This is a genomic window from Paenibacillus sp. FSL F4-0087, from assembly GCF_038020215.1.
Classification (GTDB): domain Bacteria; phylum Bacillota; class Bacilli; order Paenibacillales; family Paenibacillaceae; genus Paenibacillus; species Paenibacillus taichungensis.
Map to the genome: position 1 here is coordinate 5,432,782 of NZ_JBBODJ010000001.1, position 26,302 is coordinate 5,459,083.

26 protein-coding genes and 1 riboswitch are annotated in these 26,302 nt (G+C 44.9%); of the genes, 23 read left to right on the plus strand and 3 right to left on the minus strand.

Annotated features, from left to right (window positions below; all coding sequences use genetic code 11):
• Positions 1 to 13 precede the first annotated feature (13 nt).
• From MHB84_RS25030 to MHB84_RS25105, 16 genes are all read left to right on the plus strand, one after another.
• Entirely contained in the window at positions 14 to 1,036 is a 1,023-nt protein-coding gene (locus tag MHB84_RS25030) for an SAF domain-containing protein (protein ID WP_076289109.1), read from the plus strand.
• Between the two features lie 69 nt (positions 1,037 to 1,105).
• On the plus strand, positions 1,106 to 1,819 hold the full coding sequence (locus MHB84_RS25035; protein ID WP_076289110.1) for a hypothetical protein: 714 nt from the start codon (positions 1,106 to 1,108) through the stop codon (positions 1,817 to 1,819).
• Positions 1,816 to 2,646, plus strand: coding sequence for an AAA family ATPase (locus MHB84_RS25040; protein ID WP_076289111.1), 831 nt, complete (start codon positions 1,816 to 1,818; stop codon positions 2,644 to 2,646). Before MHB84_RS25035 ends, MHB84_RS25040 begins: the two co-directional genes overlap by 4 nt.
• A gap of 6 nt (positions 2,647 to 2,652) precedes the next feature.
• The gene (locus tag MHB84_RS25045) at positions 2,653 to 4,479 is read left to right on the plus strand and encodes an ATPase, T2SS/T4P/T4SS family (protein ID WP_076289112.1); all 1,827 of its coding nucleotides are present in this window, start codon (positions 2,653 to 2,655) and stop codon (positions 4,477 to 4,479) included.
• Positions 4,469 to 6,535 (plus strand): hypothetical protein, encoded by a 2,067-nt coding sequence (locus MHB84_RS25050; protein WP_076289113.1) that lies wholly within the window; start codon positions 4,469 to 4,471, stop codon positions 6,533 to 6,535. Before MHB84_RS25045 ends, MHB84_RS25050 begins: the two co-directional genes overlap by 11 nt.
• A 54-nt stretch (positions 6,536 to 6,589) precedes the next feature.
• Positions 6,590 to 7,075 carry an ABC transporter permease gene (locus MHB84_RS25055; protein ID WP_076289114.1) on the plus strand — a complete coding sequence of 162 codons (486 nt, stop codon included), beginning with the start codon at positions 6,590 to 6,592 and terminating at the stop codon, positions 7,073 to 7,075.
• Positions 7,076 to 7,091: 16 nt separating this feature from the next.
• Positions 7,092 to 7,490, plus strand: coding sequence for a hypothetical protein (locus tag MHB84_RS25060; RefSeq protein WP_076289115.1), 399 nt, complete (start codon positions 7,092 to 7,094; stop codon positions 7,488 to 7,490).
• Positions 7,487 to 8,038 (plus strand): hypothetical protein, encoded by a 552-nt coding sequence (locus tag MHB84_RS25065; RefSeq protein ID WP_076289116.1) that lies wholly within the window; start codon positions 7,487 to 7,489, stop codon positions 8,036 to 8,038. The genes MHB84_RS25060 and MHB84_RS25065 overlap by 4 nt, the downstream gene beginning before the upstream one ends.
• Positions 8,025 to 9,008 (plus strand): hypothetical protein, encoded by a 984-nt coding sequence (locus MHB84_RS25070; protein ID WP_076289117.1) that lies wholly within the window; start codon positions 8,025 to 8,027, stop codon positions 9,006 to 9,008. Before MHB84_RS25065 ends, MHB84_RS25070 begins: the two co-directional genes overlap by 14 nt.
• Positions 9,009 to 9,140: 132 nt before the next feature.
• Positions 9,141 to 10,691, plus strand: coding sequence for an ABC-F family ATP-binding cassette domain-containing protein (locus MHB84_RS25075; protein WP_076289118.1), 1,551 nt, complete (start codon positions 9,141 to 9,143; stop codon positions 10,689 to 10,691).
• A gap of 64 nt (positions 10,692 to 10,755) precedes the next feature.
• Positions 10,756 to 10,865, plus strand: a riboswitch (TPP riboswitch).
• Between the two features lie 311 nt (positions 10,866 to 11,176).
• On the plus strand, positions 11,177 to 11,770 hold the full coding sequence (locus MHB84_RS25080; protein WP_083678891.1) for a thiamine phosphate synthase: 594 nt from the start codon (positions 11,177 to 11,179) through the stop codon (positions 11,768 to 11,770).
• Positions 11,771 to 11,774: 4 nt separating this feature from the next.
• Entirely contained in the window at positions 11,775 to 13,004 is a 1,230-nt protein-coding gene (thiO, locus tag MHB84_RS25085; protein WP_179087159.1) for a glycine oxidase ThiO, read from the plus strand.
• A complete protein-coding gene (gene thiS / locus MHB84_RS25090; RefSeq protein ID WP_076289120.1) occupies positions 13,001 to 13,204 on the plus strand; it encodes a sulfur carrier protein ThiS in 204 nt (67 codons plus the stop codon). Before thiO ends, thiS begins: the two co-directional genes overlap by 4 nt.
• Positions 13,205 to 13,207: 3 nt before the next feature.
• A complete protein-coding gene (locus MHB84_RS25095; RefSeq protein WP_076289121.1) occupies positions 13,208 to 13,975 on the plus strand; it encodes a thiazole synthase in 768 nt (255 codons plus the stop codon).
• The gene (locus MHB84_RS25100; protein ID WP_076289122.1) at positions 13,972 to 15,021 is read left to right on the plus strand and encodes a ThiF family adenylyltransferase; all 1,050 of its coding nucleotides are present in this window, start codon (positions 13,972 to 13,974) and stop codon (positions 15,019 to 15,021) included. Before MHB84_RS25095 ends, MHB84_RS25100 begins: the two co-directional genes overlap by 4 nt.
• A gap of 178 nt (positions 15,022 to 15,199) precedes the next feature.
• The gene (locus tag MHB84_RS25105) at positions 15,200 to 15,889 is read left to right on the plus strand and encodes a winged helix-turn-helix domain-containing protein (RefSeq protein WP_076289123.1); all 690 of its coding nucleotides are present in this window, start codon (positions 15,200 to 15,202) and stop codon (positions 15,887 to 15,889) included.
• Positions 15,890 to 16,025: 136 nt separating this feature from the next.
• On the opposite strand, the gene MHB84_RS25110 is transcribed toward MHB84_RS25105, so the two are convergent.
• Entirely contained in the window at positions 16,026 to 16,526 is a 501-nt protein-coding gene (locus MHB84_RS25110; RefSeq protein WP_076289124.1) for a C40 family peptidase, read from the minus strand.
• A gap of 282 nt (positions 16,527 to 16,808) precedes the next feature.
• Positions 16,809 to 17,450: a thiamine diphosphokinase gene (locus MHB84_RS25115; protein WP_076289125.1), complete on the minus strand. Its 642-nt coding sequence runs from the start codon at positions 17,448 to 17,450 to the stop codon at positions 16,809 to 16,811.
• A 187-nt stretch (positions 17,451 to 17,637) separates the two neighbouring features.
• Between MHB84_RS25115 and MHB84_RS25120 the strand changes: the two genes are divergently transcribed.
• Both MHB84_RS25120 and MHB84_RS25125 read left to right on the plus strand, forming a co-directional pair.
• Positions 17,638 to 18,306, plus strand: a complete 669-nt coding sequence (locus MHB84_RS25120) for a trimeric intracellular cation channel family protein (protein WP_076289350.1) — start codon at positions 17,638 to 17,640, stop codon at positions 18,304 to 18,306.
• 1 nt (position 18,307) lies between these two features.
• A complete protein-coding gene (locus tag MHB84_RS25125) occupies positions 18,308 to 18,778 on the plus strand; it encodes a low molecular weight protein-tyrosine-phosphatase (protein ID WP_076289126.1) in 471 nt (156 codons plus the stop codon).
• Positions 18,779 to 18,937: 159 nt separating this feature from the next.
• On the opposite strand, the gene MHB84_RS25130 is transcribed toward MHB84_RS25125, so the two are convergent.
• Complete coding sequence (locus tag MHB84_RS25130) at positions 18,938 to 19,672, minus strand: alpha/beta hydrolase (protein ID WP_076289127.1); 735 nt, start codon at positions 19,670 to 19,672, stop codon at positions 18,938 to 18,940.
• 255 nt (positions 19,673 to 19,927) lie between these two features.
• Between MHB84_RS25130 and pdhA the strand changes: the two genes are divergently transcribed.
• The 5 genes from pdhA (at position 19,928) to thyA (ending at position 26,291) form a co-directional block, all read left to right on the plus strand.
• The gene (gene pdhA / locus MHB84_RS25135; RefSeq protein WP_053780908.1) at positions 19,928 to 20,995 is read left to right on the plus strand and encodes a pyruvate dehydrogenase (acetyl-transferring) E1 component subunit alpha; all 1,068 of its coding nucleotides are present in this window, start codon (positions 19,928 to 19,930) and stop codon (positions 20,993 to 20,995) included.
• Between the two features lie 105 nt (positions 20,996 to 21,100).
• On the plus strand, positions 21,101 to 22,078 hold the full coding sequence (locus MHB84_RS25140) for an alpha-ketoacid dehydrogenase subunit beta (RefSeq protein WP_072733283.1): 978 nt from the start codon (positions 21,101 to 21,103) through the stop codon (positions 22,076 to 22,078).
• 175 nt (positions 22,079 to 22,253) lie between these two features.
• Positions 22,254 to 23,567: a dihydrolipoamide acetyltransferase family protein gene (locus MHB84_RS25145; RefSeq protein WP_072733282.1), complete on the plus strand. Its 1,314-nt coding sequence runs from the start codon at positions 22,254 to 22,256 to the stop codon at positions 23,565 to 23,567.
• Between the two features lie 3 nt (positions 23,568 to 23,570).
• On the plus strand, positions 23,571 to 24,986 hold the full coding sequence (gene lpdA / locus MHB84_RS25150; RefSeq protein WP_024630356.1) for a dihydrolipoyl dehydrogenase: 1,416 nt from the start codon (positions 23,571 to 23,573) through the stop codon (positions 24,984 to 24,986).
• 510 nt (positions 24,987 to 25,496) lie between these two features.
• Complete coding sequence (thyA, locus tag MHB84_RS25155; RefSeq protein ID WP_076289128.1) at positions 25,497 to 26,291, plus strand: thymidylate synthase; 795 nt, start codon at positions 25,497 to 25,499, stop codon at positions 26,289 to 26,291.
• Positions 26,292 to 26,302: the final 11 nt, after the last annotated feature.

The following is a 26,302-nucleotide window of genomic DNA, read 5'->3' on the forward strand; positions in this document are numbered from 1 at the left end:
AGGAGAGCCTCTTTTGTCTAAATTAAGAAAACAAAGCCGTCAACTGATTTACGCTGGATTGACGGGAGCAGGAGCAATCGGTTTATTGTTTGGGGCATATGTCATTTACAATGTCAAAACTATGAGTGATACGAGGGCTGAAGTGGAGGCCCGTTACTCATCAGCCTACGAACAAAAAGAAGCTGAATTGATGCAACAATGGAACTCGGGGGCACAGGGATGGGTAACTATACGGGATGTTGAAGCAGGAGAGCCGATATTGCCCGAGGATATCAAACTGATAGCCGTTCCGGATGCACAGGCACCAAGGAATCTGTGGTCTAGCTCCAAGCAGATGGATGGTCAAGTGGCGAAAATAGAATTAAAAAAGGGAACAGCCATTACAACTGAAATGGTGTATGAAGATACCCCGGCACCGCCCGATTTAAGAAATCGTGAACTACAGGTTGTGTTATTACCGTCTTCACTTGCTAAGGGAGATATCATTGATATTCGTATTCAGTTTCCAACGGGTCAAGACTACATTCTCCTGTCTAAAAAGAAAGTTGAAAGATTAAATGCAGCTACGCTATGGATTACGATGACGGAGGAGGAGATCCTGTCCCTTTCAAGTGCAATTGTAGATGCCTATTTACATAAAGCTTCAATCTATGCCCTAACCTATGTAGAACCACAGTTCCAGACACCAGCAATCCCGACATACCCTGCCAATAATGAAGTGTTAAAACTGCTGGAGAGTGATCCTAATCTTGTGCGGCGTGCTGAGGTGGAGTTGGCACGGCAGGTACGGAGTTCTTTAGAAAGCTCACTCGCCGCATCCATCTCAGCGCCATCCCAAGGTGTGGAGCAGGACGTTGCGCAGTCGTCCGTTTCATACAATAGTCGCCCTGGAGCGAATAATTCTTCATCTACTGATGGGGTCATCTGGAATGACGGTTCAGGTAGCGGTGGAGCGACTGGAAATGCCAGCAATGATTCTTCAGCATCAACTTCAAGTACGGATGAGCAGAAAAGTTTACTGACGGGTGGGGAGTAAGACGGAGAGGAAATAATTTTTTATACATGTAACAATGCATAAAAGAACTTAAAAGGGGATTCGATAGCTATGCAAACATGGATCTTTGCTGGGTTATGCGAGAAGAATGACCTGATGCTGTACCTTTGCAAAATACTAGCGTCGTCCGGAAAACGTGTCTTGCTTGTTGATGGAACATTACAGCAGAAATATGGATACGGCGTTGGGGAAAGTCAGCAATCTCTGCGTATTACAGAATTTGAAGGTTTTGATATCGCTTGTCAGTTCGTAACTTCAACAGCGGTTGAGAGTCATCTTGAAGCGAATGGCGAGAAATTAGAGAGTTATGATTACGTCCTTTACGACATGGAAACATCACACTTTGCATCACGTGACCTATGGCTCACGGCAGATACTCGTGTCTGGGTCAGTGACTATGAACGTTACAATCTGGAACGCGGTAAAGGGTGGCTCAAGCGTTTGCTTGAAGAACAGTCCCTGCCCGCAGAACTACCATTTCAGCGCATTTTGATTAATGCCGTTGATTGCAAACTGGAAGCTCGATATTTGTGGGCGTATCTGGAAGGTAGTCCATTTGTATGGACAGGGGAATCGCTGATGTTGCCTTGGGATGAACTGACTGCAGCAGTGAAACTGGAAAACGAGCATCATCGCCGTATTCGCCTGGGGTCATTGTCACGGAACTATAAAAAATCGCTATGCAGGTTAGTGGAACAGTTGACCGGATGGGAAAATGTCCAGAGTCGCCGGGCCATTAAAGAAGCAGAAAGGATGAGAGCATGAGCACCATTACGTTTTGGAGTCCTTTTGCAGGAACAGGCAGCACCTCAAGCGCGTTAATCGGCGCCTATGCGATGGCCCTTCAATATAGGACAAGAATTTTGCTTGTAAATACAGGTCCAGTTGGGAGCAGTACGGAAGCTGCCCTCCCACCTAAAGAAATAGAGGACACAGGATCTGTATTTACATTCGAGGAGGGGGGATGGGATGCTGTGGAACGGCTGCATATCAGCGGAAGTTTGAACAAGCATAATTTGAGGGATTATACCAAGCCGCTCCTCAAAGACCGTTTGGATTTGTTGACTGGCAGAATTAATAGGTTGGAACGTTCAACAGAAGAGCATGTGGAGACTTTAAAAAGGCTGCTGCACGTAGCTAATGAATATTATGATCTGGTTCTTCTGGATGCAGACCGCGCAGGCACCAGTAACCAGGTTCTGCTGGAACAAGCGGACTATGTTGTGGTGAACCTGAATCAAAATATGAGGGATCTGGAGTATTTTTTTGAAAAAATCAGACCCGAAAGCCTGGGTGATCAGAAGCTGCATGTCGTACTGAATAAGTATGACCCACATTCACGCGCAACCATTACCAATATTCGTCGGCGTTTTCGATACAAAGGCTCGATATCGGTGTTGCCGTATACCACCGGATTTATGGATGCCTTCAATCGTCGTGATGCGGCCGCGTATTTGCAATTGGAAGGTCTAAGCAACAATAAAGATATACGTAAAGGGAGCTTTGCCGCAAGTATGGCTGAACTTGCTCGCCTAATTATGGACGGGGCAGGGATGCGTACCGTACTAAAGAGGCTGGAAAGGGGAGCCTGACCTCTGATGCTCTGGAATACCCTATGGTTAATTTTAATTTTGCTGTTATGCCTTGCGTATGTTTGGTTCAAGTACAGAGCTTCTCATCGTGAAAAAAATAACCGTGCTCCCGAGCGTGAATCCTTCACCATTGAAGTGCTGACGGAGAAAGTAAAGAACTCGCTTCATGAGCTTAGTCATAGTCAACTTGCGGATGCAGGATTGCATGAAGAAGAATATCGCCGAAGAATCAATCAGCGTGGCGAGATGCGCAAGGCGCTTAAAGGTTGTGTATCAGGAAGTATCAGTGACAAAACGTATGTCAAAAATCTGATAGGTGATCTGCTTACTCGCAGTATAGGACTGAATAAGTCAAATATCGATGAGGTCATTTATTTCGGAGACACTGAGTTACTGACGGTCCAGGATCAATTCGAAATCGTGTTTTATCTATACCGGCAGCAATTTGGTGTCGATGCCTTGTCACGCATGATTGACACTTATGATCTTGGCAGATTGAGGCTGAGTGAGGGTACAGACGACGGAGGAAGTTACTATATCTCCGAGGAGGACATCCGGTATGTTTTTGAGTGTGAGTATAGAGAGCTTGGATTCAGAGAAAAAACAGATATCATCGTTCAACGGATTTACCAACATTATAAAGGCTTCTCGGTGGTTGATGAAATAAGAGATCAACGAATAGATGGCGTTAGTGGTGGTGTGAGCGGCATGCTGGATGCCCTTCAGGATATGGGGCTACGGCAGCCGGCTTCGTGGAATGATCTGCTCGCGGATGGACTTGAAGATGCTCCCCTCGAAGAACCACTTAGTGGTATGAAAAGTGTCTGGATTTTCTATAAAGGTAAGTCCATTCACCTGTCCTTCCTGTCATTTGGCAGTATCCGTGAACTAAAGAGGGTATGTCAAAATATTTATAAATACAACTATCCGGGACAGCTTTCGGAGGCGAATGGATACAAGGTGAACGAGATGAAGGACGGATCACGTGTCGTTGTTGTACGTCCTCCCTTTGCCGAATCATGGGCATTCTTTGTCCGGAAATTCGATATTCCCAATGCTTCACTGGAACAGTTGATTACTGGTAACAACGCAGATCTGCCAATCACCTTGCTGCAATATTTGATGAAAGGCAGTCGAATCACAGCTGTAACAGGAGCACAGGGATCAGGTAAGACGACTCTACTTATGGCGATGGTGAAGCATATTTACGCTTCGTATACGCTGCGTGTACAGGAGATGGCTTTCGAGCTACAGCTTCGGCGTATATACAGTCGGCGTAACATACTAAGTTTCCGGGAAACGGAGCACATCTCAGGTCAACAGGGACTGGACTTACAGAAAAAGACGGATGGTACTGTAAATATTCTTGGTGAGGTGGCAAGTGACGAAGTAGCCGCATGGATGATTCAGATGTCCCAGGTTGCCAGTCTGTTCACCTTGTTTACCCATCATGCCAAAACGTTTCGTGATCTGGTTTTCTCCCTCCGTAATTCACTGCTCAAAACAGGTATGTTCCAACATGAACATATTGCCGAGGAGCAGGTAGTAAGTGTCATTAATTTCGATGTACATATGAAAAAGGACGCAGAGGGACGAAGATATATCGAACGAATTACGGAGTGTCTGCCACGTGCGAATAAAGGGGATAGCGTGGAGGAACGAGCGGGATTTACGTTTCGCAATGTGATCGAGTACAGGGATGGCAATTACGTCGCTACAGCTCCAATCTCCATAGGAAGCATTACGGATATGCGGGATCAGATGACACTGCAGGACGCTGCGCGGTTCGAACAGTTCATCAAGCAACATTGGGGTGATACCTATGACCGTTAAGTTTGTTCTTCTCTTGGTGCTGGGGATATGTGCAGGTGGCTTGATAATCACGCTACTTATACTGAACCTGTTACGTCACAGAGGAGGAGACAATGCTGGTAAATCTATCGGGATCGCTAAGCTAAACGGAAATCGTACGCTGCGGTGGGGAGCGTTCCTGTTACAGTCTTATCGCTGGGGCATGAAAGTGCCGCTTCTCTCTTCCTATATTCTGCAAGTACAGAAACGAATTTCATTCCGGCATGTCGGCGACGAACCATCATTAAGACGAATGACGATGAGCGTGGTCTTAATGATCCTCGGAGGATACGGGAGTATCAGTGTAATCCTTTTCCTAATGCAACCGGGTATCGCCTTTGTCATATTGTCGGTACTCTGTGCTGTAGTTCTAAACAGCCTTGTACTGGATATGTGTCTGAATCGTATGGAGAAACGACTGTTGGTACAGATGCTGGACCTGTTTGCCGACGTGAGACATCGGTATCATCAGCATGGAATGGTAGAGGAAGCACTGTATGAAGCGGCGGAAGCAGGTAAAGGAGAGGCTGCCGAGCAAGTGCTGTTGATCTATGAAGCATTGACTTCTCCAGATCCGAACGAAGCTTTGGAACGATACTACGAGATTGCGCCAAATCGCTTTCTTAAAGGTTTCGCCGGTATTTCATATATGGTGATGGAGTTCGGGGATAAAGACAGAGCACAGGGTTCGATTTACTTGAAAGGCCTGGGGAATCTGACACAGGAAATTCATTTGGAGATTTTGCGGCGGGACAAATTGGACTATTTGTTAAAAGGGTTGAATTTCATCGCTCTGGCTCCCGTTCTTTTCACAGCTCCAATTGAACGTTGGGCCAGAGGAAGTTTTCCAACTATGGATGAATTCTATCGCAGCAAAATCGGGTTTGTAACCAAAATATCGATCTACGTCATTATCATACTTTCCTACCTGCTTTTGCAAAGACTTCAGCAATATGATGAAACCCGCTATCGGACAGGTCGCAAACACTCCAGAATGGATCAGTTTCTATACAAGCAGACGTTCGTTCGTAAGGTGGCGATGTTGTTCGCGGCCAAACCTGGTAGTACCAATTATAGTCAAACCGTAAGACTGATGCGGGAAAGTAGCTCGGAACTGAAATATGAATGGCTGGCTATACGAAGGCTGATGTTATTTGCAAGTTGTTTTGTCCTGACCATTGGCTGTGTCTTGTTGCTGCATCAGGTTGAACGAAATCATATCTTATATGATCCCGTGAGAGATGACCGGATGTTTGGCGCGATGGGAGAGGCCGAGTTGAAGCAGGCTACAGAAAAGACAAGCTTAGATCAAGCTGTACTCGAACGCATCGAAATGAAGCGAGGAGCAACTTTTGATGAGATCTCCAACGCATTGCAGTCCGTGAATCCCGTTCCACTGGATCATGATGCACAGACTGAAACTATTGCACGCATCCTGCAGAAGCTGGAAGGTTACAACAAGCAATATCTCCACTGGTGGGAGTTAATTATTGCAATGATGATAGGTATAGCGGGTTATCACATGCCGATCTGGCTCATGATGTTCCAGCGCAAGATGAGAAGCATGGACATGAGGCATGAGATCTATCAGTTTCAGACCGTTATATCGATCTTGCGGGAGATGGACCGTATGTCTGTAGAGGAGATATTGGAATGGCTTAATCGCTTTGCTGTTATTTTCAAAAGACCACTGCAAAAATGTCTGTTGCATTTTGAACATGGCCCGGAGCATGCACTTGAACAATTGAAAGAAGAAGCAGGGCTGCCTGAATTTCAGCGTCTGGTTGATAAGCTGCAACTTGCACTTGGGAAAATTTCGATTCGAGAAGCATTTGATGATCTGGAAAGCATGATGGCATTTTATTTTGAACAAAGGAAGCAGGAATACACCAAGATGATTGATGTTAAAGCATCATGGGGAAGAATGATCGGGTTTACACCAATGTATGCCCTGATCTTCCTCTATCTGGTCATTCCGCTGGTAGGTATGAGTTTCCTGCAAATGAACATGTATTATGAACAGATTCAGAAACTGTAACGACCATTACGTCACAGTCTGAAATAAATTAAAAACGATATAGGAGGATTTATCATGAACAATGCATCAAGCGCTTTAAAGGTGGCAGCAGGCATCTTTCTGACCATTGCCCTTATTACAATTGTAGTTTTGTTGTTTATTTCGGCTCAGGAGGCGACCAAAACGGCACAGAACAATTTTGCAGATATCCAGACCGAGCTGTCCCAAGCTGCATTTACGGTGTATGACGGAACTACCATTAGCGGATCACAAGTTACAAACGCGTTGCGTAAATATGCGGACAAAGACCAGTTCGGGATTCAAGTTATTACAGGTAAAAATAAAGGAGGACAATGGTACGGTAATCAGTTGAACATCTCCCAGGATCTCAATAATGCAGATTATGGTTCTGTTATTAAACCTGACGAGAAAGTGGGTGTTATCAACCAGACCATGAGTGAAAAAGACAATCAATATGTCAATCCAAGTGGTAAATTCAAAGCAATTATCGTAAAAGACAAATCCAATGTGGTAAGAGGACTTATTTTCCAGCAATCCTGACAGGAGTTGGTTCAACATGTCCCAGAATACACAGCAGCTCATGTTGTTCTGTACGGCGGTTGTCCTATTTGTGACAGCCTGCCTGTACGGGCAGCAGAATGTTCGGGTTCTATCAGACGCTTTGAATCACTTGGTGCAGACGACAACAGACATGGAAGGACGGCTGAATACCACGCTACGTATAAGCGAGCCAATCCGTTATAGCGGTGCGGAAGTGTTACACACTGTGAGGCAAATGACAGGGACAACGGTCAGCGTGCAGGTGGACGGGATTGCATATGTCATTGATCCCCTTGTAAACAGAAGAGGAACCATACCTGTGCAACTTGCAGCTTCGTATAGACCTGAGTTCATAAGAAGTGAAACTGGCGAACTGCTGAAAATTGCATTTTGGAAGGAGGCCAGTACACCTTGATTAATGCTGCATCCAAGTTGCTTGCTGTTTTGCTGGCAGCGATTTTGCTTTATGTATACCCGGCAGCAGAGACTGCAGATCGACAGGATGATATGGCACGCATGACCGTTGTTCAGACGGTTACCCGTTTTGTTGATGCAGTCAGAACAAAGGGATACATTTCCCCTGCCATGTATGCAGAGTTCGAAGAACAGATGGCCCGAACGGGGAATGCCTATGAGATTTCCATGGAACATTTGCACAAAAAATATGTTCCTCATTACTCAGATCCGATGGATCAGAGCACATTTTCTGGTACTTATGAAACCGTGCAGGATGGCTATTATTCAGCCCAGATTAAAGCAAAGCTGTTTCCTTCGTCTGGTGTGCTGGCTTTAGACGATCCTGGGCGCAGATATACACTGGCAATGGGGGACTTCTTCACAGTAACCGTCAAAAACACCAATCGCACACCTGCCATGCTGATTCGTGAGTGGTTAAACGGGTCTGCGCAAGCTGCAGCTGTGTTTACCACATATGGGGGTATGGTGCTTAATGAAGATTACTGATCTTTCTATTGTGTTTGTACTTATCTTTTTACCTATATTCTGGGTTATTTCTCACAATACAGACAATGCCCAGGAGGCTCAATATTTAAGCAATCGATATAAGATGGCACTTCAGACTGCTGTACTGGATGCAGGGGCCGTGATGCATCAAAATGAGAAGCAAAATGACGAAGCAGGGTATGATTCGACCAAATTTGTAAAAGCGGATAAAGAGCTTGCCTTGACTACATTTACCCAAACAATGGCGCTAAATATGGGGATCCAGGATGATCCTGCTGCTATACGGGCCATGTTTAATTACATTCCAGCAATGGTCGTGCTGGATTATGATGGTTACTACATTTTGGCGAATGAAAATGAGATGACTGGTGATCTTGAAGATTCAATCCGGCAAGTTTGGAGTCCAAAAAAGCCCTATACATATTCTGATTCAAATGGTAACAGTATTAACTTCACACTTGATGGGTATGTGTATGCCTATGATGCAGGCTTGGGCATGTGGGTTGAAGGTTTCCAGAAAGAACTCGCCTCCAGTACACAAATCCCTCTGCTTCAAAATGCCGAGACGTTTGAGCAGATCAGACGAAGTCGTATCGTGACAAGTGTGCAGGAAGATTTGGCAGATGTTATTAACCGGCATAATGAGTTTGCAAGAAGGAATGGTGTTTCCTATACCTTTACCATGCCTTTGATTTCTCAGGAAGACTGGTACAATTCGATTAATGACACGGGGCTTATGGCTTTTATTCAGGGAATACCTGTAGGTAACCAAAAGATTAACAATTATGCCATTGGTGGTGGCAGACTGGTGAAGAAAACAGCGATCGTTGGCGGAGTGGATCCGGTGAGTGGAATTAAATACTACTATCCTTCCACATGTAACAATGGCTACAGAGCAGAAGAAGTGTTTACAAATGCTAAACAAGCGGCAGCGCAAGGTTATTTTGAGTATAACTGTTCCATAAAATAAAGGCAGTTTGTTTGTAATATAAAAGCGAGGTTGCGTGAGATGTTTACATTACTTTCAGAAAAGGCGACACCTGTGCTAAAATAGGGTTTCGGAACGATAGTAATGTCCAATAGATAGGAGCAACCTCATCTTATGAGTTTATTGTCAGTAGAGAACGTGAGTCACAATTTTGGAGACCGCACGTTATTTAAAAATGTATCTTTTCGTTTACTTGCTGGAGAGCGTGTTGGCCTTGTTGGTGCAAATGGTGTAGGCAAGTCCACACTGATGAACATCCTTACCGGGAAATTGTTAAAGGACGAAGGGAAGGTTGAATGGACCCCCAAAGTTCGTTATGGATATCTGGATCAGCATACCAAGCTCACGCCTGGAAAAACGATTCGTGATGTGCTTAAGGATGCGTTCCTGCCCTTGCTTGAGTTGGAAAAGGAAATGATGTCCATCACGGATCAGATGGCAGACGCCGATCCGGACAAGCTCGAATTGTTGCTGGAAGAAATGGGTGACATTCAGGAGCAATTGGAGCAAGGTGATTTTTATCTGATTGATGTGAAAGTGGAAGAGATGGCAAATGGACTGGGCTTGTCCGCCATTGGGCTGGATCGTGACGTGGCCGCGCTTAGTGGTGGTCAACGTACGAAGGTATTGCTTGCCAAGCTCTTACTGGAGAAACCAACTGCACTTCTGCTAGATGAGCCGACGAACTATCTTGATGTGGAACACATCGAATGGCTGACGCGTTACCTGAAGGATTACCCGTATGCGTTTATTCTGATTTCGCATGATACGGAGTTTATGAATGAGGTCGTTAATGTTATTTATCATCTGGAATTTGCCAAGTTGACGCGTTATGCAGCGAACTATAACAAATTCCTTGAAATGGCCGACATGAATAAGGCGCAGCATATTGATGCTTATGAGAAACAGCAGGAGTTTATCAAGAAGCAGGAAGATTTCATTCAGCGGAACAAAGCCCGCGCTTCTACTTCCGGTCGTGCCAAGAGCCGTGAGAAGCAGCTCGGCAAGATTGAACGGATTGATCGTCCAGACGAAGCAGCTAAACCCACATTCAAATTCAAGGATGCCCGGGCGAGTAGTAAAACCGTCTTTGAGGGTATTGATTTTGAAATTGGATATTCATATGCATTATTGCCTAAAATGACGATGACGATTGAGCGTGGCGAGAAAATTGCCATTGTTGGATGTAACGGTGTAGGTAAATCCACATTGCTCAAGACTATTCTGGGGAAAATCCCACCTATCAGCGGTAAGACTTTCTTGGGTGATTATCTGGAAACAGCCTATTTCGAACAGGAAGTACGTGCAGGTAATATTACTCCAATCGAAGATGTGTGGAACGAATTTTCTCATCTGACACAGAATGAAGTCCGGGGGCATCTCGCACGTTGTGGATTGAAAAATGAGCATATCACCCGCCCGCTTAACGCGCTTAGTGGTGGTGAACAAGCCAAAGTTCGTCTCTGTAAACTTCTGATGCGTGAAAGTAACTGGATTTTGTTCGATGAGCCTACAAACCATTTGGATGTAACGGCTAAAGCAGAGTTGAAACGTGCCTTGCAAGAATTCAAGGGTACCGTACTGCTCGTATCCCATGAACCTGATTTTTATGAAGGTTGGGTTACCAAAACGTGGGATGTTGAAGCTTGGTCCGAAAAACAATAACGTAATAAATGGAAATGTACGGTGACAAAAAAAGGTGTCTATGGTAACATAGGCTACAGCTTCATATGAACACTAGGGGGGCCGCACGATGCGGCTGAGATGGAAGAATGCGATTCCGGACCCTTCGTACCTGATCTGGATCATACCAGCGTAGGGAAGTGGCGCGTTTCAACTAATGACAAAGAGCTTTATCGATGACTTTGCGATATTGCCTGCAAGATAAATCATGCAACTCTATGTAACAGCGTTGCGACTATGGATGATTTCTATAGTTGTTATGCGTTATGTATAAAGTAATTGCATTGAACAGTCATTCAGTTGATCCATGAATTCTAAATTCGTGGCCACTCCCTACGGGAGTGGCTTTTTTTGTTTTGTATTAGCTTAAATCATGCAAAAGGAGGGCGAACGGGACGGCAATCTTCCACGAACATGTAACTACAAGATCATTCGAACTGCATGTGGTTTCACCAGATACAGGAGACATGGACTCTTTTCTGAATATTGCTAAGGATATATGGCGGTGGGTCGATTATATCCACATTCGGGAAAAAAAGCTTCCTCTTGAGCAACAGATGTATTGGGCGAAAAGTCTAAAAACAGAAGGTGTTCCATCTAGCCGAATCATTATAAATGGCTCAGATCAGCTGTACCAACATACGTCGCTTGGTGGTGTGCATTGGGGTCAATCAGTTATTCGCAGTTACGATAAGGATGAGTTAAAGAGAGACGATCGGCTCCGCGTAGGCATATCGGTTCATTCTCTGGAAGAAGCAAAAATTGCTGAAGAACGTGGAGCGGATTATCTTTTTTATGGGCACGTCTATGCTTCAAATAGTAAACCTAATTGCGAATCAAGAGGGCTTAGTTCGTTGGCTGAGGTATGCTCCAATGTTTCAATTCCGGTGATCGCGATTGGCGGGATTAGTCCTGAGAAAATTGCTGCCATTCGAACTGCTGGTGCCAGAGGAGCAGCTGTGATTTCAACGATTTGGTCGAACGATGAGCCGAAACTGGCCGCGGCTTCATTGCGACAGGCGATCGAGGATTCAGAGAGGTATGTTGAACCAGGGAGATGAGACCATGAGAGAGGAAGCAAGAAGTCGAAGCAGGAATCGTTCAGGCTATCATCCAGGAATAGTATCGGGAAGTAAAGTTGGAGCGGAAGTTCGAGGCAAGCTTCATGCAGAAACCATTATTGTAGGCGGAGGAGTTATCGGTTGTGCCATTGCATGTGAACTTGCTAGCCGAGGTCATGATGTTCTTCTGGTTGAGCGGGCGCGGATTGCTGGAGGAACTTCCTGTGCAGCTGCCGGGATGCTAGCTGCTGACAGTGAGGAATTCACTCATGCTGTAATGGCGAAGCTTGCACAGAAGAGCAGAGCTTTGCTTCATGAGCAGAAGGAACGAATCAGTTCGCTTAGCGGAGTGGAGATGGGGCTGCAACAGCATGGTTTTATTACTCCTTTTCGTTCATACAGTGAGGTCAGCAGTTACAAAAATAATCGATCGTCTACCTTATCTACAGAACATATTTGGTGGGATCGAGTCGCTGTCCAACAGGAAGCTTCATGGTTAAACAGGGATACGTATGGTGCATATTACAGACCTTCCGAGAGCGAGGTTCTTCCCGTCAATCTAACACAAGCTTATATCAGATCAGCTCAAGCCATGGGTGCGAGGGTGATGGAAGGTGTACAGGATGTCCGTTTGTATACGGATATGAACGGTGTGCAAGGGGTTGAGACTTCAATAGGAACGATGACATCGAGAAATGTCATTATTGCTACAGGGTTACATGGTGAAGAATTGATGAGACAAGTGGGTCTGAAATCGCCTGTTTTGCCTGTGAAAGGGGAGATTGCAGCGGTGCAGTTTTCACCCCATCATGTCGGTTACAGACCTGACAAAACGGTGTATGCAGAGGATATATATATTGTTCCCAAAGCCAATGGAGAAGTATGGCTCGGTGCAACAAGCCTTCCAGGAAGAACAGACATGAAAGTTTCGGTCCAAGGTATTCAGAAGTTGCTTACAGCTGCGACAAATTGGGTTCCTGGCATGAAGGAAGCGCATTTTATCCGAGCGTGGGCTGGTGTTCGTCCCTCGACTCCGGATGGATTGCCGTATGTAGGGGCTTGTGAAAGTGTTCCGGGTTTATTCGCTGCTTTTGGACATTATCGTAACGGAATATTGCTTAGTGCAATTACAGCCAGCCTCATGGCTGACTTGATTTGTGGCAAAACCTCGGAAGAACTTGGGATTCAAGCTCTTAGTCCAGAACGTTTGAACAGAAAGGAGATGTTGCAGTGAACATCATTGTCAACGGACAAACCATGTATATTGAAGATAGCTTGAATCGTGTAGACAAATTGCTCCATTCATTTAATTTGCAAGTGAAAACCGTCGTGGTTGAATTGAATCGTCAAATTTTAACGCGGGAATATCATGAAACGACAGCGTTAAGAGACGGAGACCGAATTGAAATTGTACATTTTGTGGGAGGCGGTTGAGCTATGTTGAGGATTGGAAATTATACGTTTGAATCTAGATTGCTGCTAGGTACAGGCAAATTTTCAGACTTGGAGGTGCAGGGCAAGGCGGTTGAGGCCTCAGGTACGGAAGTTTTAACGTTTGCAGTTCGGCGATTGAATCTGGAAGATCGCAACAAACAGCACTTTCTGGACACACTGGATTTGAAAAGGTATACCCTGCTTCCCAATACAGCCGGTGCTTCAACAGCAGAGGAAGCTGTGCGAATCGCTGAACTTGCTCGAGCGTCAGGACTTTGTGATATGATAAAAGTAGAAGTTATCGGCGATGGAATCACTTTGCTTCCTGACCCAATTGAAACCTATAAAGCTTGCGAAATCTTGCTTGAAAAGGGCTTTACGGTACTGCCTTATATCTCGGACGATGTTATTCTGGCCAAGCGATTGCAGCTACTCGGCGTACATGCTGTTATGCCTGGAGCTTCACCCATAGGGGCGGGGAGAGGGATTATTAATCCCTATAACCTGGAGATTATTATTGAACAAGCCGTCGTTCCTGTTATTGTGGATGCAGGACTTCGTGCACCTAAAGATGCTGCTCATGCGATGGAGCTTGGAGCTGACGGTGTATTGTTAAATACGGCTGTCTCCGGATCCGGAGATCCCGTGAAGATGGCGAAGGCAATGCGAATGGGGGTTGAAGCAGGCAGACTGGCTTATGAGGCAGGCATGATTCCCGTTAAGCGCTATGCAGCAGCGAGTAGTCCGGCGGAAGGAATGGTTCATACATGACTAATCAGACACAATCTTCTGAACAGGGAGACCGCTATTCCAGACAGGAACGGTATGCACCTATTGGTAAGGAAGGTCAGCATAGATTGAATAACAGTAAAGTATTAATTGTTGGAGCGGGCGCGCTTGGTACGGGCATTGCTGAAACACTGGTACGTTCAGGAATTGGCCATATTACCATTGCAGATCGTGACTATGTGGAGTGGAGCAACCTACAGCGACAGCAATTATATATAGAGCAAGACGCGATTCATCGAATGCCCAAAGCGATGGCAGCAAAGAATCGTCTATCTGACATTAATTCTACTGTTGAGGTTGTAGGCAAAGTGATGGACGTCAGAGTAGATGAACTGGAGGAATTGGTTCAAAACGCAGACTTGATCATGGATGCAACAGATAATTTTGATACCCGGCTATTAATAAATGATATGTCACAGAAGTATCGTATTCCCTGGATTTATGGGGGATGTGTGGGGAGTTATGGAATTACCTACACGTTTCTGCCTGGAGAAACGCCTTGTTTAAACTGTTTGTTGGGTGAGGTTCCGTTAGGTGGGGATACCTGTGATACGTCAGGCATTATCCCTCAGGCGGTGCAGATGGTTACGGCTAATCAGACTACCGAAGCGATGAAGCTTCTCAGTGGTAATTCAGGTGCATTGAGACGCAAGTTGTTATCATTCGATGTGTGGAGAAATGAATACATATCCATTAACGTCGACGGTGCCCGAAAAGAAGATTGTCCTTCCTGCGGAGTAAAGGCTAACTTTCCGTACCTCTCTGCCTCAAATCTGGAGAAAACAGACGTATTATGTGGCAGGGATACGGTTCAGATTCGCCCTTCACGGCGGATGAATCTGGATTTACAGAATACGGCTGATCGTCTCGGCAAGCTGGATGAAGGCAACGTGGAGGCTAATCCGTTTTTGGTTTCATTTACAACGGGAGCGCACAGGATGGTCATTTTTCAGGATGGTCGCGTCCTAGTTCATGGAACAAAAGACACGGCAGAGGCGCGTACGCTGGTTCACCGGTACTTTGGTTAGAAAAAAATCAAATGATTGTTCCGAGTCCGTTCCTTCCGGGAATGGACTTTTTCATTTTACGGCATGATAAACATACAACAATGCTGCGATGCACAGTGGTCACAAGTATGTATGTGGAGACTAAGTGTAGTCTTAACCAGCAAATGTAGCAGCGTATAAGACAGGCCGGGTGAAAAAAATGAAAACATCCATATTACTGGTTGGCAGGGGCGATCTGGTTTCTTTTATTCAAGGCATATTGTGTGCTGAAGGGTACCAGGTCGAGCAAATGGAATGGACAGATCTGAACCGTCTTTCTGAACCAACACTCACGAAACTCAATATGATCATATTAATAAATGAAGGATGTCATGAAGATGCCCTGAAAAATGGACTAGAGTCATTTGTGCACATAGGAGTCACATCTCCGTTGCTTGTAATAACTCCCAAGATATCACCTGAATTAATTGTGGAATTGCTCGATTACGGCGCTAATGATGTGATGGAAGCACCTATTCACGGCAATGTGATGATGGCCAGAATACGGAATCTTTTACGTGTATTCTCACATGTTTCACAGGAAGATGAAGAAGTCATTGTAGTTCATGACCTCAAGGTCAATCTGCGTTCACGCCGTGTAAGTCGTGCAGGCGAATACCTGGTATTGACTCCGAAAGAATACGAATTGCTGGAATTTTTGGCCCGTCATGTGAATGAGGCGTGTCCCCGGAGCATTATTTTAAGGGAAGTATGGGGGTATGATTTTGCAATGGATACCAATGTGGTGGATGTGTATATCAAACATTTACGAGTGAAGGTGGATAAGGGGAGGAGTGTCAAATTAATTCATACCGTTCGTGGAGTGGGTTATATGCTGCATACCCAATAAAAGAGGTCGTCTCAACGAACTGTAGAGTCTGTTTTCCACATAAATCCTGTTTGTACAGAGAACTTCATTGGGTAAATATAAAAGGACCGGATCATTAGATCCGGCCCCACTCGCTTCGTTATTTCTAAAATATGAGCTACAGTACGCGGCGAGCTTTAATATATGTTTTCTTCCAGTTCCCCGAGTTCAAGTCGGAGAGAGTTACACCTGGTGATCCGTACGTGTGCAGAACTTTTCCGTCGCCTGCATATACGCCTACGTGAGTAATATTGGAGCCTGTGGAGCGACTACCGCTGGAGAAGAAGACCAGATCTCCAACTCGCAGATTTGCTTTGGACACAGCTACGCCTTCTTTGGATTGCTTAACGGATGTACGCGGCAAATCAACACCATACTTTTTAAAGATGTATTTCATAAATGAAGAGCAGTCAAAATTTTTGGTAGTAGAAGTTGACGCACCAAATTTATATGGAGTTCCTGTAAAGGTTTTACCATAGTTCACGATTTGTTGTCCTGTGGATACAGAAGCGCTTGCTGCCTGTGCAACAGGTGCATTAGTCATTAATACAGCTCCAAAACCTAGTGTAGCGCACAACCCGACGGTTACGGCCTTTTGGACAAAGATGTTTGTTTTCATGTGAGTACCTCCAAAATTCGTTTTCGTTTAGTTGCTAGAGCGAGTATAACAGCTTTGTAACAGCCTAGAAATTGGATGGAACCTTCTCCTCCCTAGGGCCGCAACGTTTTGGGTTTGTTTATTAAAATACCATTAAAAATGTCAAAAAATTAATCATTGACGAACCTCAAATGCTACAAACATAAGAAAGACCCTTGATATATCAAGGGTCTTTGCTGTTTTATTTGCTTATTTTTAATCTAAATCATTGGTTACAAAAACGTAATAAGTATAGGCAGAAGGTTAATCTTTGCTCTGAATAATGAGTAATAACCCACTATCGATTGATACGGTGCCAGACTTTCCAAGCAGTTTGTTGCTAATCCCCAAAGACTGTCCCATGCGTATAGTAGCTTGATCTAGCGGGTACATGAAACCTTCCAGTGTAATACCTGTTACTTCATTAGTAAGTGGGAGCAGGGAGATGTACTCATATCCACGGTCTTCCACAAAAGCTTCGGAGGTCGTTAGCATCATATAATTGTGTTCATCCTGCAGAGTACAGGAAATATGATGCTGCATAGCACGGACCATAATATGTACGTTAGCCAGCGTATGATCCATGCGTGTGCCCGTTGCGCCCAACATAAGAATGTCCGTAGGCTCAAGATCGAGTGCTGTTTCAAATGCCATTTCGGTATCCGTCAAATCCTTAAGCACAGGATCGCAGGTGATTATCCGTTCACTGTTATCTCGCACACGCTCCAGTTCCTGCTCGGTAATAGAATCGAAATCTCCTACTGCGATATGTGGCTGAATTCCGTTTTCTATTAAGAATAACGCCCCACGATCGGCTGCGATAATGATGTCATCCTTACCGATTTCTTGTAGAAATTGAGGAGAGAGGTTTCCGCCTGTGAAAATAACAATTCGTTTCTTAGTCATTCTATTTCATCCTTCCTAATCAATAAACAAACAATTCACTTCTAATTAAGGTGTTAGAATGATGCAAAAATCATTCACAAAACCAGTATAATCCACAAAATGTGGTTGCACAATTTCGGCATGCGCGGATACAATGGGTAGAGCGACATGGAGATGACTTGAAAAGTGAGGTTTGAACAGGTTGGACTTGCACATTTTTGAAGTATTCAGCATTATAGGTACCATTGCATTTGCAATGTCCGGAGCTTTTGTGGCGATGGAAGAGGAATATGATATTTTGGGCGTACTGGTACTGGGACTCGTAACCGCATTTGGAGGCGGAGTCATTCGTAATGTTCTCATTGGTGTACCCGTAACGATGTTATGGAGCCAGGGAATGCTGATTATGCTCGCCCTAATATCTGTAGCGATTGCATTTGTACTACCTCTTAAGTGGATTGGTCACTGGAAGCGGACAGAAGCGCTGTTCGATGCGATTGGACTTGCAGCATTTGCGATTCAAGGGGCATTGTACGCGGCCAATATGGGACATCCCATTAGTGCGGTTATTGTAGCCGCAGTAATGACCGGTATAGGCGGAGGAATCATTCGTGATCTACTGGCAGGCAGGAAGCCATTGGTACTGCGCGATGAAATTTATGCGGTGTGGGCAATAACAGCTGGTTTTGCCATAGGTATGGGATGGTTCACAACGAACGTTGGACTGTTAATATGTTTCGCTGCAGTTGTGTTCTTCCGGATGTGTTCTGTTCATTATAAATGGAAGCTGCCACGTCGTTCTCTGGTACAGACGGAGAGTGTGAAACCTCAGATAGCACCAACGCCACTTAACCGCACCTTGAGTAAGGGGGAATAACATGATTAACGTTTTGTTTGTATGTTTGGGTAACATATGCCGCTCACCAATGGCTGAGGCTGTCCTCCGACATAAAGTGAGTGAAAGAGGACTTGATCAGCAGATTTCAGTGGACTCAGCAGGTACAGGAGACTGGCATGTTGGCAAACCACCTCATGAGGGGACTCGATCATTGCTGGATTCATATCAAATTTCTTATGCCAATATGGCGGCAAGGCAATTTGCGAGTGCGGACTTCACACATTTTAATTACATTATATGCATGGATGATTCCAACGCAGCTAACGTAAGAAGTGTAACAGGTGGTGAAGATGCGGAAATTATCAAGATGATGGATCTGCTGCCGGACGAGACGCTCCGTGAAGTACCCGACCCGTATTATACAGGGAATTTTGAAGAAGTGTACAGGCTGGTTGATGCAGGTTGTGACGTGTTGCTGGATCGGATTGAAAAGGAACATTCATTGACATAACAATTTTTACATTTGCTTGAAATGACAAGTTTGATACAAGAGAAGAAGCTGGAACGGACAAGCAGGAGAGAACCTGCTTCTTTTTTGAGTGTTGGTGTAAGCGTTATCATAAAATTGTAAAACAAAAGCGGCATTTCAGCCGCCTGTTCAATAATTCAATTAATTTTCTTGAAGAAAATAAAGCAGTGCTTCCGGCAGCTCGTTCTGCCAGAATCCCCATTGGTGATGCCCGTCTTTCTCCTGATAGGAGACGAGTGCACCTCGTTTTTCAAGCAAATCCCGTGTATCCCGGTTTAATTGAACAAAATTATACGTGCCGGTATCTGCCTCAAAGGCAGTCTCCTGCAGACCAACAATCATCCAGATTGATAACCAGGACAAGTCTTCAGCTGCAGCGTAAATTTCCTGGGATGCGGAGTAGTAAGCTCCAGACATACTGATGACACGGGTAAACAGGTCTGGATAGAGTAGAGCAAGATGAAGCGAAACGCTGCCACCCAGTGAGTCGCCGGCAAGAATACGTTCCTGCGGAGAGCGGCGAACAGGATATTTCTCTTCTACATAGGGAATAATCTCTTCAGCGAAGCATGAGGTATACGCCTTGAACCGATCGCCGAAAGGGGCGTATTCCTGAGTTCTTACAGACACATCAACCTGAACTCCTACTATAATGAAAGGTTCGGCTCCCTCGTCGAGAATGATGCGGTTGGCAGTGGTGGCGATACGTCCAAAGTTGAAGAATTCTTCACCATCCTGACAATAAACGACAGGGTAGGATAACAATTCGTTATAGCCTGGGGGAAGATAAATTCGTAGTGTGCGCTTCTCTCCCAGATAGCGGCTCTCAATCTCTTCCTTCACAATCGTGCGTTTCAAATAGCGGGAATCCGTCATAAAACGTCACCTTTCTCGGTTAATTTTTGCATTCGACCGCGCAATACGGTAAGATTAACCTTGTGCGGGGATAGGTCAAATACGCAAACATGTATTATGCTGTTATACCAATATTAAGCCCCTGTTATACATACAATCCGGAAGGAAACATAAAAAAAATACGGATATCTTTGACGTATGCAGTGAAACAGGTGTATAATAATATTATAACAGCGGAACTTGATATTCAAATTTTTTGTTGAGGTGAAGAAAAAAATGAGCAAGGTTCCTTATGAAGTATATACGGAGGATGTAGAAGCTCTGTCCGTGCTGTCTCCTGATGGCGAAATCGTTAACAAAGACATGATGCCTAAACTTTCCGACGATCAATTAAAAGAAATTATGTACCGCATGGTATTTACCCGTACTTGGGATGACCGTGCAGTAAACCTGGGCCGTCAAGGTCGTCTTGGTTTCTATGCTCCAGTATCTGGTCAAGAAGCTACAATGGTTGGTAGTGAATTTGCAATTGAAAAAGAAGACTTTGTATGTCCTGGCTATCGTGACATTCCGCAACTCGTGTGGCATGGACTTCCTCTTTATCAAGCGTTCCTGTACTCCCGTGGACACCAACATGGTGGACAAATCCCAGATGGCGTTAATGTATTGATGCCGCAAATCATCATTGGTGCACAAATCCTGCACGCAATGGGTATTGCTATGGGATACAAATTGAAGAAACAAAAACAAGTTGTAATCACGTATACAGGTGATGGTGGTTCTTCAGAAGGTGACTTCTACGAAGGTCTGAACTACGCTGGTGTTTACAAATTGCCTGTTATTTTCTTCGTACAAAACAATGGTTATGCCATTACAACTCCTTTTGCCAAACAAACGGCAGCTCTGTCCATCGCTCACAAAGCGGTAGCAGCAGGTATCAAAGGTGTTAAAATTGATGGTATGGACATCTTCGCAGTTATCAAAGCGGTTCAGGAAGCTGCTGAACGTGGTCGTAACGGTGAAGGCGCAACTCTGATCGAAGCAGTAACTTACCGTTTCCGTCCTCACTCCCTTTCTGACGATGCTTCCAAATATCGTACAAAAGAAGAAGAGGCTGAATGGAATGCTAAAGATCCAATCGCACGTTTTGCTAAATATCTGGAGAAAAAAGGTCTTTGGACTGAAGAAGATACAGCACGTGTGAAAGAAGAAGCAAAAGCAAAAGTGAACGAAGAGATCAAAAAAGCGGAAAAAACCGAGAAAATGACGATTTCAGGCTTGATCGACAGCATGTTCGAACAAACGCCTAAGCACTTGGAAGAGCAAAAAGCTGATTTCCAATAAGTTTTTTCCGATAAAGCATAAACATCCGGGATGGGTTCCCGTGTCCCGGTATACATGTATGAATTCAAATGTGAACTGTCAATGTTTAAGGAGGAAATGAAGCAAATGGCACAAATGAACATGAAAGAAGCAATCCGTGATGCGCTTCGCGTTGAGTTGAAACGTGATCCTAACGTTCTGCTTTTCGGTGAAGACGTAGGTAATGTAGGCGGCGTTTTCCGTGTAACGGAAGGTCTGCAAAAAGAGTTTGGCGAAGAGCGTGTATTTGATACTCCACTTGCTGAGTCCGCTATTGGCGGTCTGGCTGTAGGTTTGGGTGTTCAAGGTTTCCGTCCGGTTGCCGAGATCCAATTCGTTGGTTTTATCTTCGAAGCCCTTGACCAAATGGTAGTTCAAGCAGCTCGTATGCGTTTCCGCTCCGGCGGTAAATATAATTCTCCAATCGTATTCCGTACACCATTCGGTGGCGGTGTAAAAGCGGCAGAATTGCACACAGATTCCCTCGAAGGTTTGCTTACGCAAACTCCGGGTATTAAAGTGGTAGTACCTTCTAACCCTTACGATGCAAAAGGTCTGATGATCGCTTCTATTCGCGATAACGACCCTGTATTCTTCATGGAGCACTTGAACTTGTACCATGCATTCCGTGCAGAAGTACCTGAAGAAGATTACACAGTTGAGCTGGGTAAAGCGAACGTTGTTCGTGAAGGTTCTGATGTAACTATCGTTACTTACGGTATGATGGTTCACACTTCTGTGAAAGCAGCAGAAGAACTCGAAAAACAAGGAATCAAAGTTGAAGTTATCGACCTTCGTACGGTTAGCCCAATCGACATCGATACTATCGTTGCTTCCATTAAGAAAACAAACCGTGCAATTGTTGTACAGGAAGCTCAAAAGAGCGCAGGTGTTGCAGCTGAAGTCATTGCCCAAATCAATGAAAAAGCAATCCTGCACTTGGAAGCACCGGTTCTGCGTGTAGCTGGTCCGGATACTGTATATCCATTTGCACAAATCGAAGATACATGGCTTCCTAACCCAGCACGTATCGTTGCTGCGGTTAACAAAGTCGTAAATTTCTAATTTAATCATCTGACATGCCGCAAGGCGCAGTATGGTGATCCACACCGCAGCGCAAGCTGCACTGTAAACAGCCATTAGCCCCTTGAGTAACAGTTTATTGCACTAGCAGTAACGGTTGTTTCTTGGAGTTAAGGGTTGTTTTCAGGATTGAGACATAATCAAGGAGGTTTTTCAGTTGGCTAAATTTGAATACAAATTCCCTGAACTGGGCGAAGGCCTTCACGAAGGCGAAATCATCAAGATGCACATCAAAGTCGGTGACAAAGTAACTGACGACGACATCATCATGGAAGTACAGAATGACAAAGCGGTCGTTGAAGTACCTTGTCCGGTTAACGGCACAGTAACAGAAGTATTCGCAAAAGATGGCCAAGTTTGCCACGTTGGCGAAGTTGTTGCAATCATCGATGCTGAAGGCGAGCTTCCTGAGCAAGACGACGCTCCTGCAGACGATCAAGAAAAAGATGCAGCTCAAGGCGGAGCTGACACAAGCGGTTCTTCAGCAGCAGCTTCCAGCTCGGATGCAGCTAAAGAAGGCGGAAACAACAGCGTTCCGGCAGTACCTGCCAAAGACGTTCTGGCAACACCAAGCGTGCGTAAATTTGCTCGCGAACAAGGCGTAGACATCGCTCAAGTTAACGGTACTGGCAACAATGGTAAAGTTACTAAAGAAGATGTTGAATCCTTCAAAAACGGTGGCGGTTCTTCCGCAGTGGCATCTTCCGAAGCTCCGGCTCAAGAAGAGAAAAAATCCGCAGCACCAGCAGCAGCTGCAGCTGATCAACGTGTGGAAGAAGAGCGCGTGCCATTCAAAGGTATCCGTAAAGCGATCTCCAATGCGATGGTTAAATCAGCTTACACAGCACCTCACGTTACAATCATGGACGAAGTGGACGTAACTGAACTGGTTGCTTTCCGTACTCGCATGAAACCTATCGCTGAGAAAAAAGGTACAAAAGTAACTTATCTGCCATTCATCGTTAAAGCTCTGGTTGCAGCTTCCCGTGAGTTCCCAGCATTGAACGCTATGATCGATGAAGAAGCTAATGAAATTGTATACAAAAAATACTACAACATCGGTATCGCTACAGATACAGACAACGGCTTGATCGTTCCTGTTATCAAAGATGCTGATCGTAAATCCATCTGGATGATCGCTGATTCCATTCGTGATCTGGCAGCTCGTGGTCGCGATGGCAAATTGAGCGCGAACGAAATGAGAGGAAGCACAATCTCCATCAGTAACATTGGTTCTGCTGGCGGTATGTTCTTTACTCCAATCATCAACTTCCCAGAAGTTGCAATTCTCGGAACTGGACGCATCAGCGAAAAAGCCGTTATCAAAAATGGCGAAGTAGTTGCAGCACCTGTAATGGCTCTTTCCCTGAGCTTCGACCACCGTATCATCGATGGCGCAACAGCACAAAACTTTATGAACTACATTAAACAGCTGCTCGCTAACCCTGAGCTGCTTGTTATGGAGGTGTAAGATATGGTAGTAGGCGACGCTTCTCTCAATATCGACACATTAGTAATTGGTGCGGGTCCTGGTGGCTATGTGGCTGCCATCCGTGCTGCTCAACTGGGCCAAAGCGTATTGATCGTAGACAAATCCGAACTGGGCGGCGTTTGTTTGAACCGCGGATGTATTCCATCCAAAGCCCTGATCTCGGCTGCACACCAATATGAGTCTGCATTGCATGGCGAAGCTTTTGGTATCTCTGCTGAGAACGTAAAAGTGGACTTCAGCAAAACTCAAGAATTCAAAAACGGCGTTGTTAAGAAAATGACTGGCGGCGTAGCTGGTTTGCTCAAAGGCAACAAAGTTGAAGTTTTCAACGGTGAGTGCATGTTCATCAACGAAAACGAAGCTCGTGTATTCAACGATCACGAGTCACCACGTTACAAATTTAAAAATGCAATCATTGCAACAGGTTCCCGTCCAATCGAGTTGAAACCTTTCCCGTTTGGCGGACGCATTCTGTCTTCTACAGAAGCTCTGAACTTGCCTGAAGTTCCAAAAAGCATGATCGTTATCGGTGGCGGTTATATCGGTGCTGAGCTTGGCCAAATGTACTCTAAATTCGGTGCTAAAGTAACAATCATCGAAGGTTTGGATACTGTACTGCCAGGTTTCGATAAAGACATGACTAGCCTCGTAGCTAAAAACATGAAGAAAACAGGCATCGAAATCGTAACGGGTGCAAAAGCTGAAAGTGCTGAGCAAACGGATAAAGATGTAACTGTTAAATATTCCGTAAATGGTGAATCCAAAGAAGTAACTGCAGATTACCTGCTGGTTACTGTAGGACGTCGTCCAAATACAGACGGAGAGCTTGGTCTGGACCTGATTGGCGTAGACGTTGACGAGCGTGGATTCGTTAAAGTTGATCACCAAGGCCGTACTAGCATTCCTCACATCTTTGCAATCGGTGATATCGTATCCGGTCTGGCACTTGCCCACAAAGCTTCTTATGAAGGTAAAGTGGCTGCTGAAGCGATCGCAGGACAACCATCTGTAGTTGACTACAAATGTATGCCTGCAGTTGTGTTCACAGATCCTGAGTGCTCCAGCGTAGGTTACACTGAGAAAGAAGCTAAAGAAAAAGGCTACAAAGTAAAAGCTGGCAAATTCCCATATGCGGGTAATGGCCGTGCTGTATCTTTGAACCACGCTGAAGGCTTCGTGAAAATCGTTGCTGACGAAGAAAGCGGCCTCGTGTTGGGTTGCCAAATCGTAGGTCTGGAAGCTTCCAACCTGATTGCTGAGCTTGGTCTCGCAATTGAAATGGGTGCTACTCTGGAAGATTTGGCGCTGACTATTCACGCTCACCCTACTTTGGGCGAAATCGTGATGGAAGCTGCGGAACTGGTTATGGGTCACCCGATCCACATCATTTCCCGCTAATATCGTCTAAGCTTCGGATTCGTCCGGCATTATACGTAAATCAGAAGAGACGAATGACGTTAACGCGTTGTTCGTCTCTTTTTTCTGAGCAAAAGCGGAGAAATTCAACATACGAGCGTATATGATATGATGAAAAGTTACACACTCAAAAGTTTTAGTGAATTGATTTTATCCAACAACTCAATTGTGGTACACTGTAGTAATGATCAGTTATGATGTGGCTCCAAGCCAATCACGGTCTATATATTTAGTATTTAAGTTAGTTAAACTAACCTTTTACACGAGAACGTAGAGAACAGAAAAAATCTGTAGAAGCGGAGCTAAAAGCTTTTTGAAGGAAAGCTGCATCGGAAGCATACGTTTCGCCTTTATCACCGGATTTTATACTTTTGAAAAAGGAAATCAAAAAAATCTGGGGATAACAGCGATCAGAAGGTTGTTCTGTCATCGGAGTGGTAAGTGTAAATATTCTTTAGTTTAGTATGAATAAAAGTGCGGGGGGAATATAATTTGAAAAACTATCTCGATTTATTACAGGATATTCTGGATACAGGCGTGCATAAGGGAGATCGCACTGGCACTGGAACACAATCGGTATTTGGCAGACAACTTCGATATGACCTATCCGAAGGGTTTCCGCTGGTAACCACCAAACGAATCCATCTGAAATCAGTCATTCATGAGTTGTTGTGGTTTTTGAGCGGGGATACGAATATATCTTATCTCAAGGAAAACGGCGTGAAGATCTGGGACGATTGGGCAGATGAGAATGGCGACCTAGGTCCGGTGTATGGATCACAATGGCGTACCTGGGAAGCACCTAACGGAGAGAAGATCGATCAGATTGCAGCCGTTATTGATTCGATCAAAAATAATCCGGATTCGCGGCGTCACCTCGTTAGTGCCTGGAATGTGGCGGAGATTAACAACATGAAATTGCCTCCTTGTCATTTCGCGTTTCAGTTCTACGTGGCTGAGGGTAAACTATCGTGTATGCTTACCATGCGTTCTGTAGATACGTTCCTCGGGCTGCCATTTAACATTGCCAGCTATGCGCTGCTGACACATATGATTGCCCAGCAGTGTGATCTTGAAATAGGGGAGTTTATTTGGTCCGGTGGGGATGTACACATCTACTCAAACCATGTGGAACAAGTAAAAACTCAATTGGAGCGTGAGCCATTCGCGCTGCCTAAGTTGGTTATCAAGCGCAAGCCGAATTCTATTTTTGATTATACGATTGATGATTTTGAGTTTGAGAACTATCAGCATCATCCGGGAATTAAAGCCCCGATTGCTGTATAAGAACGTGATTT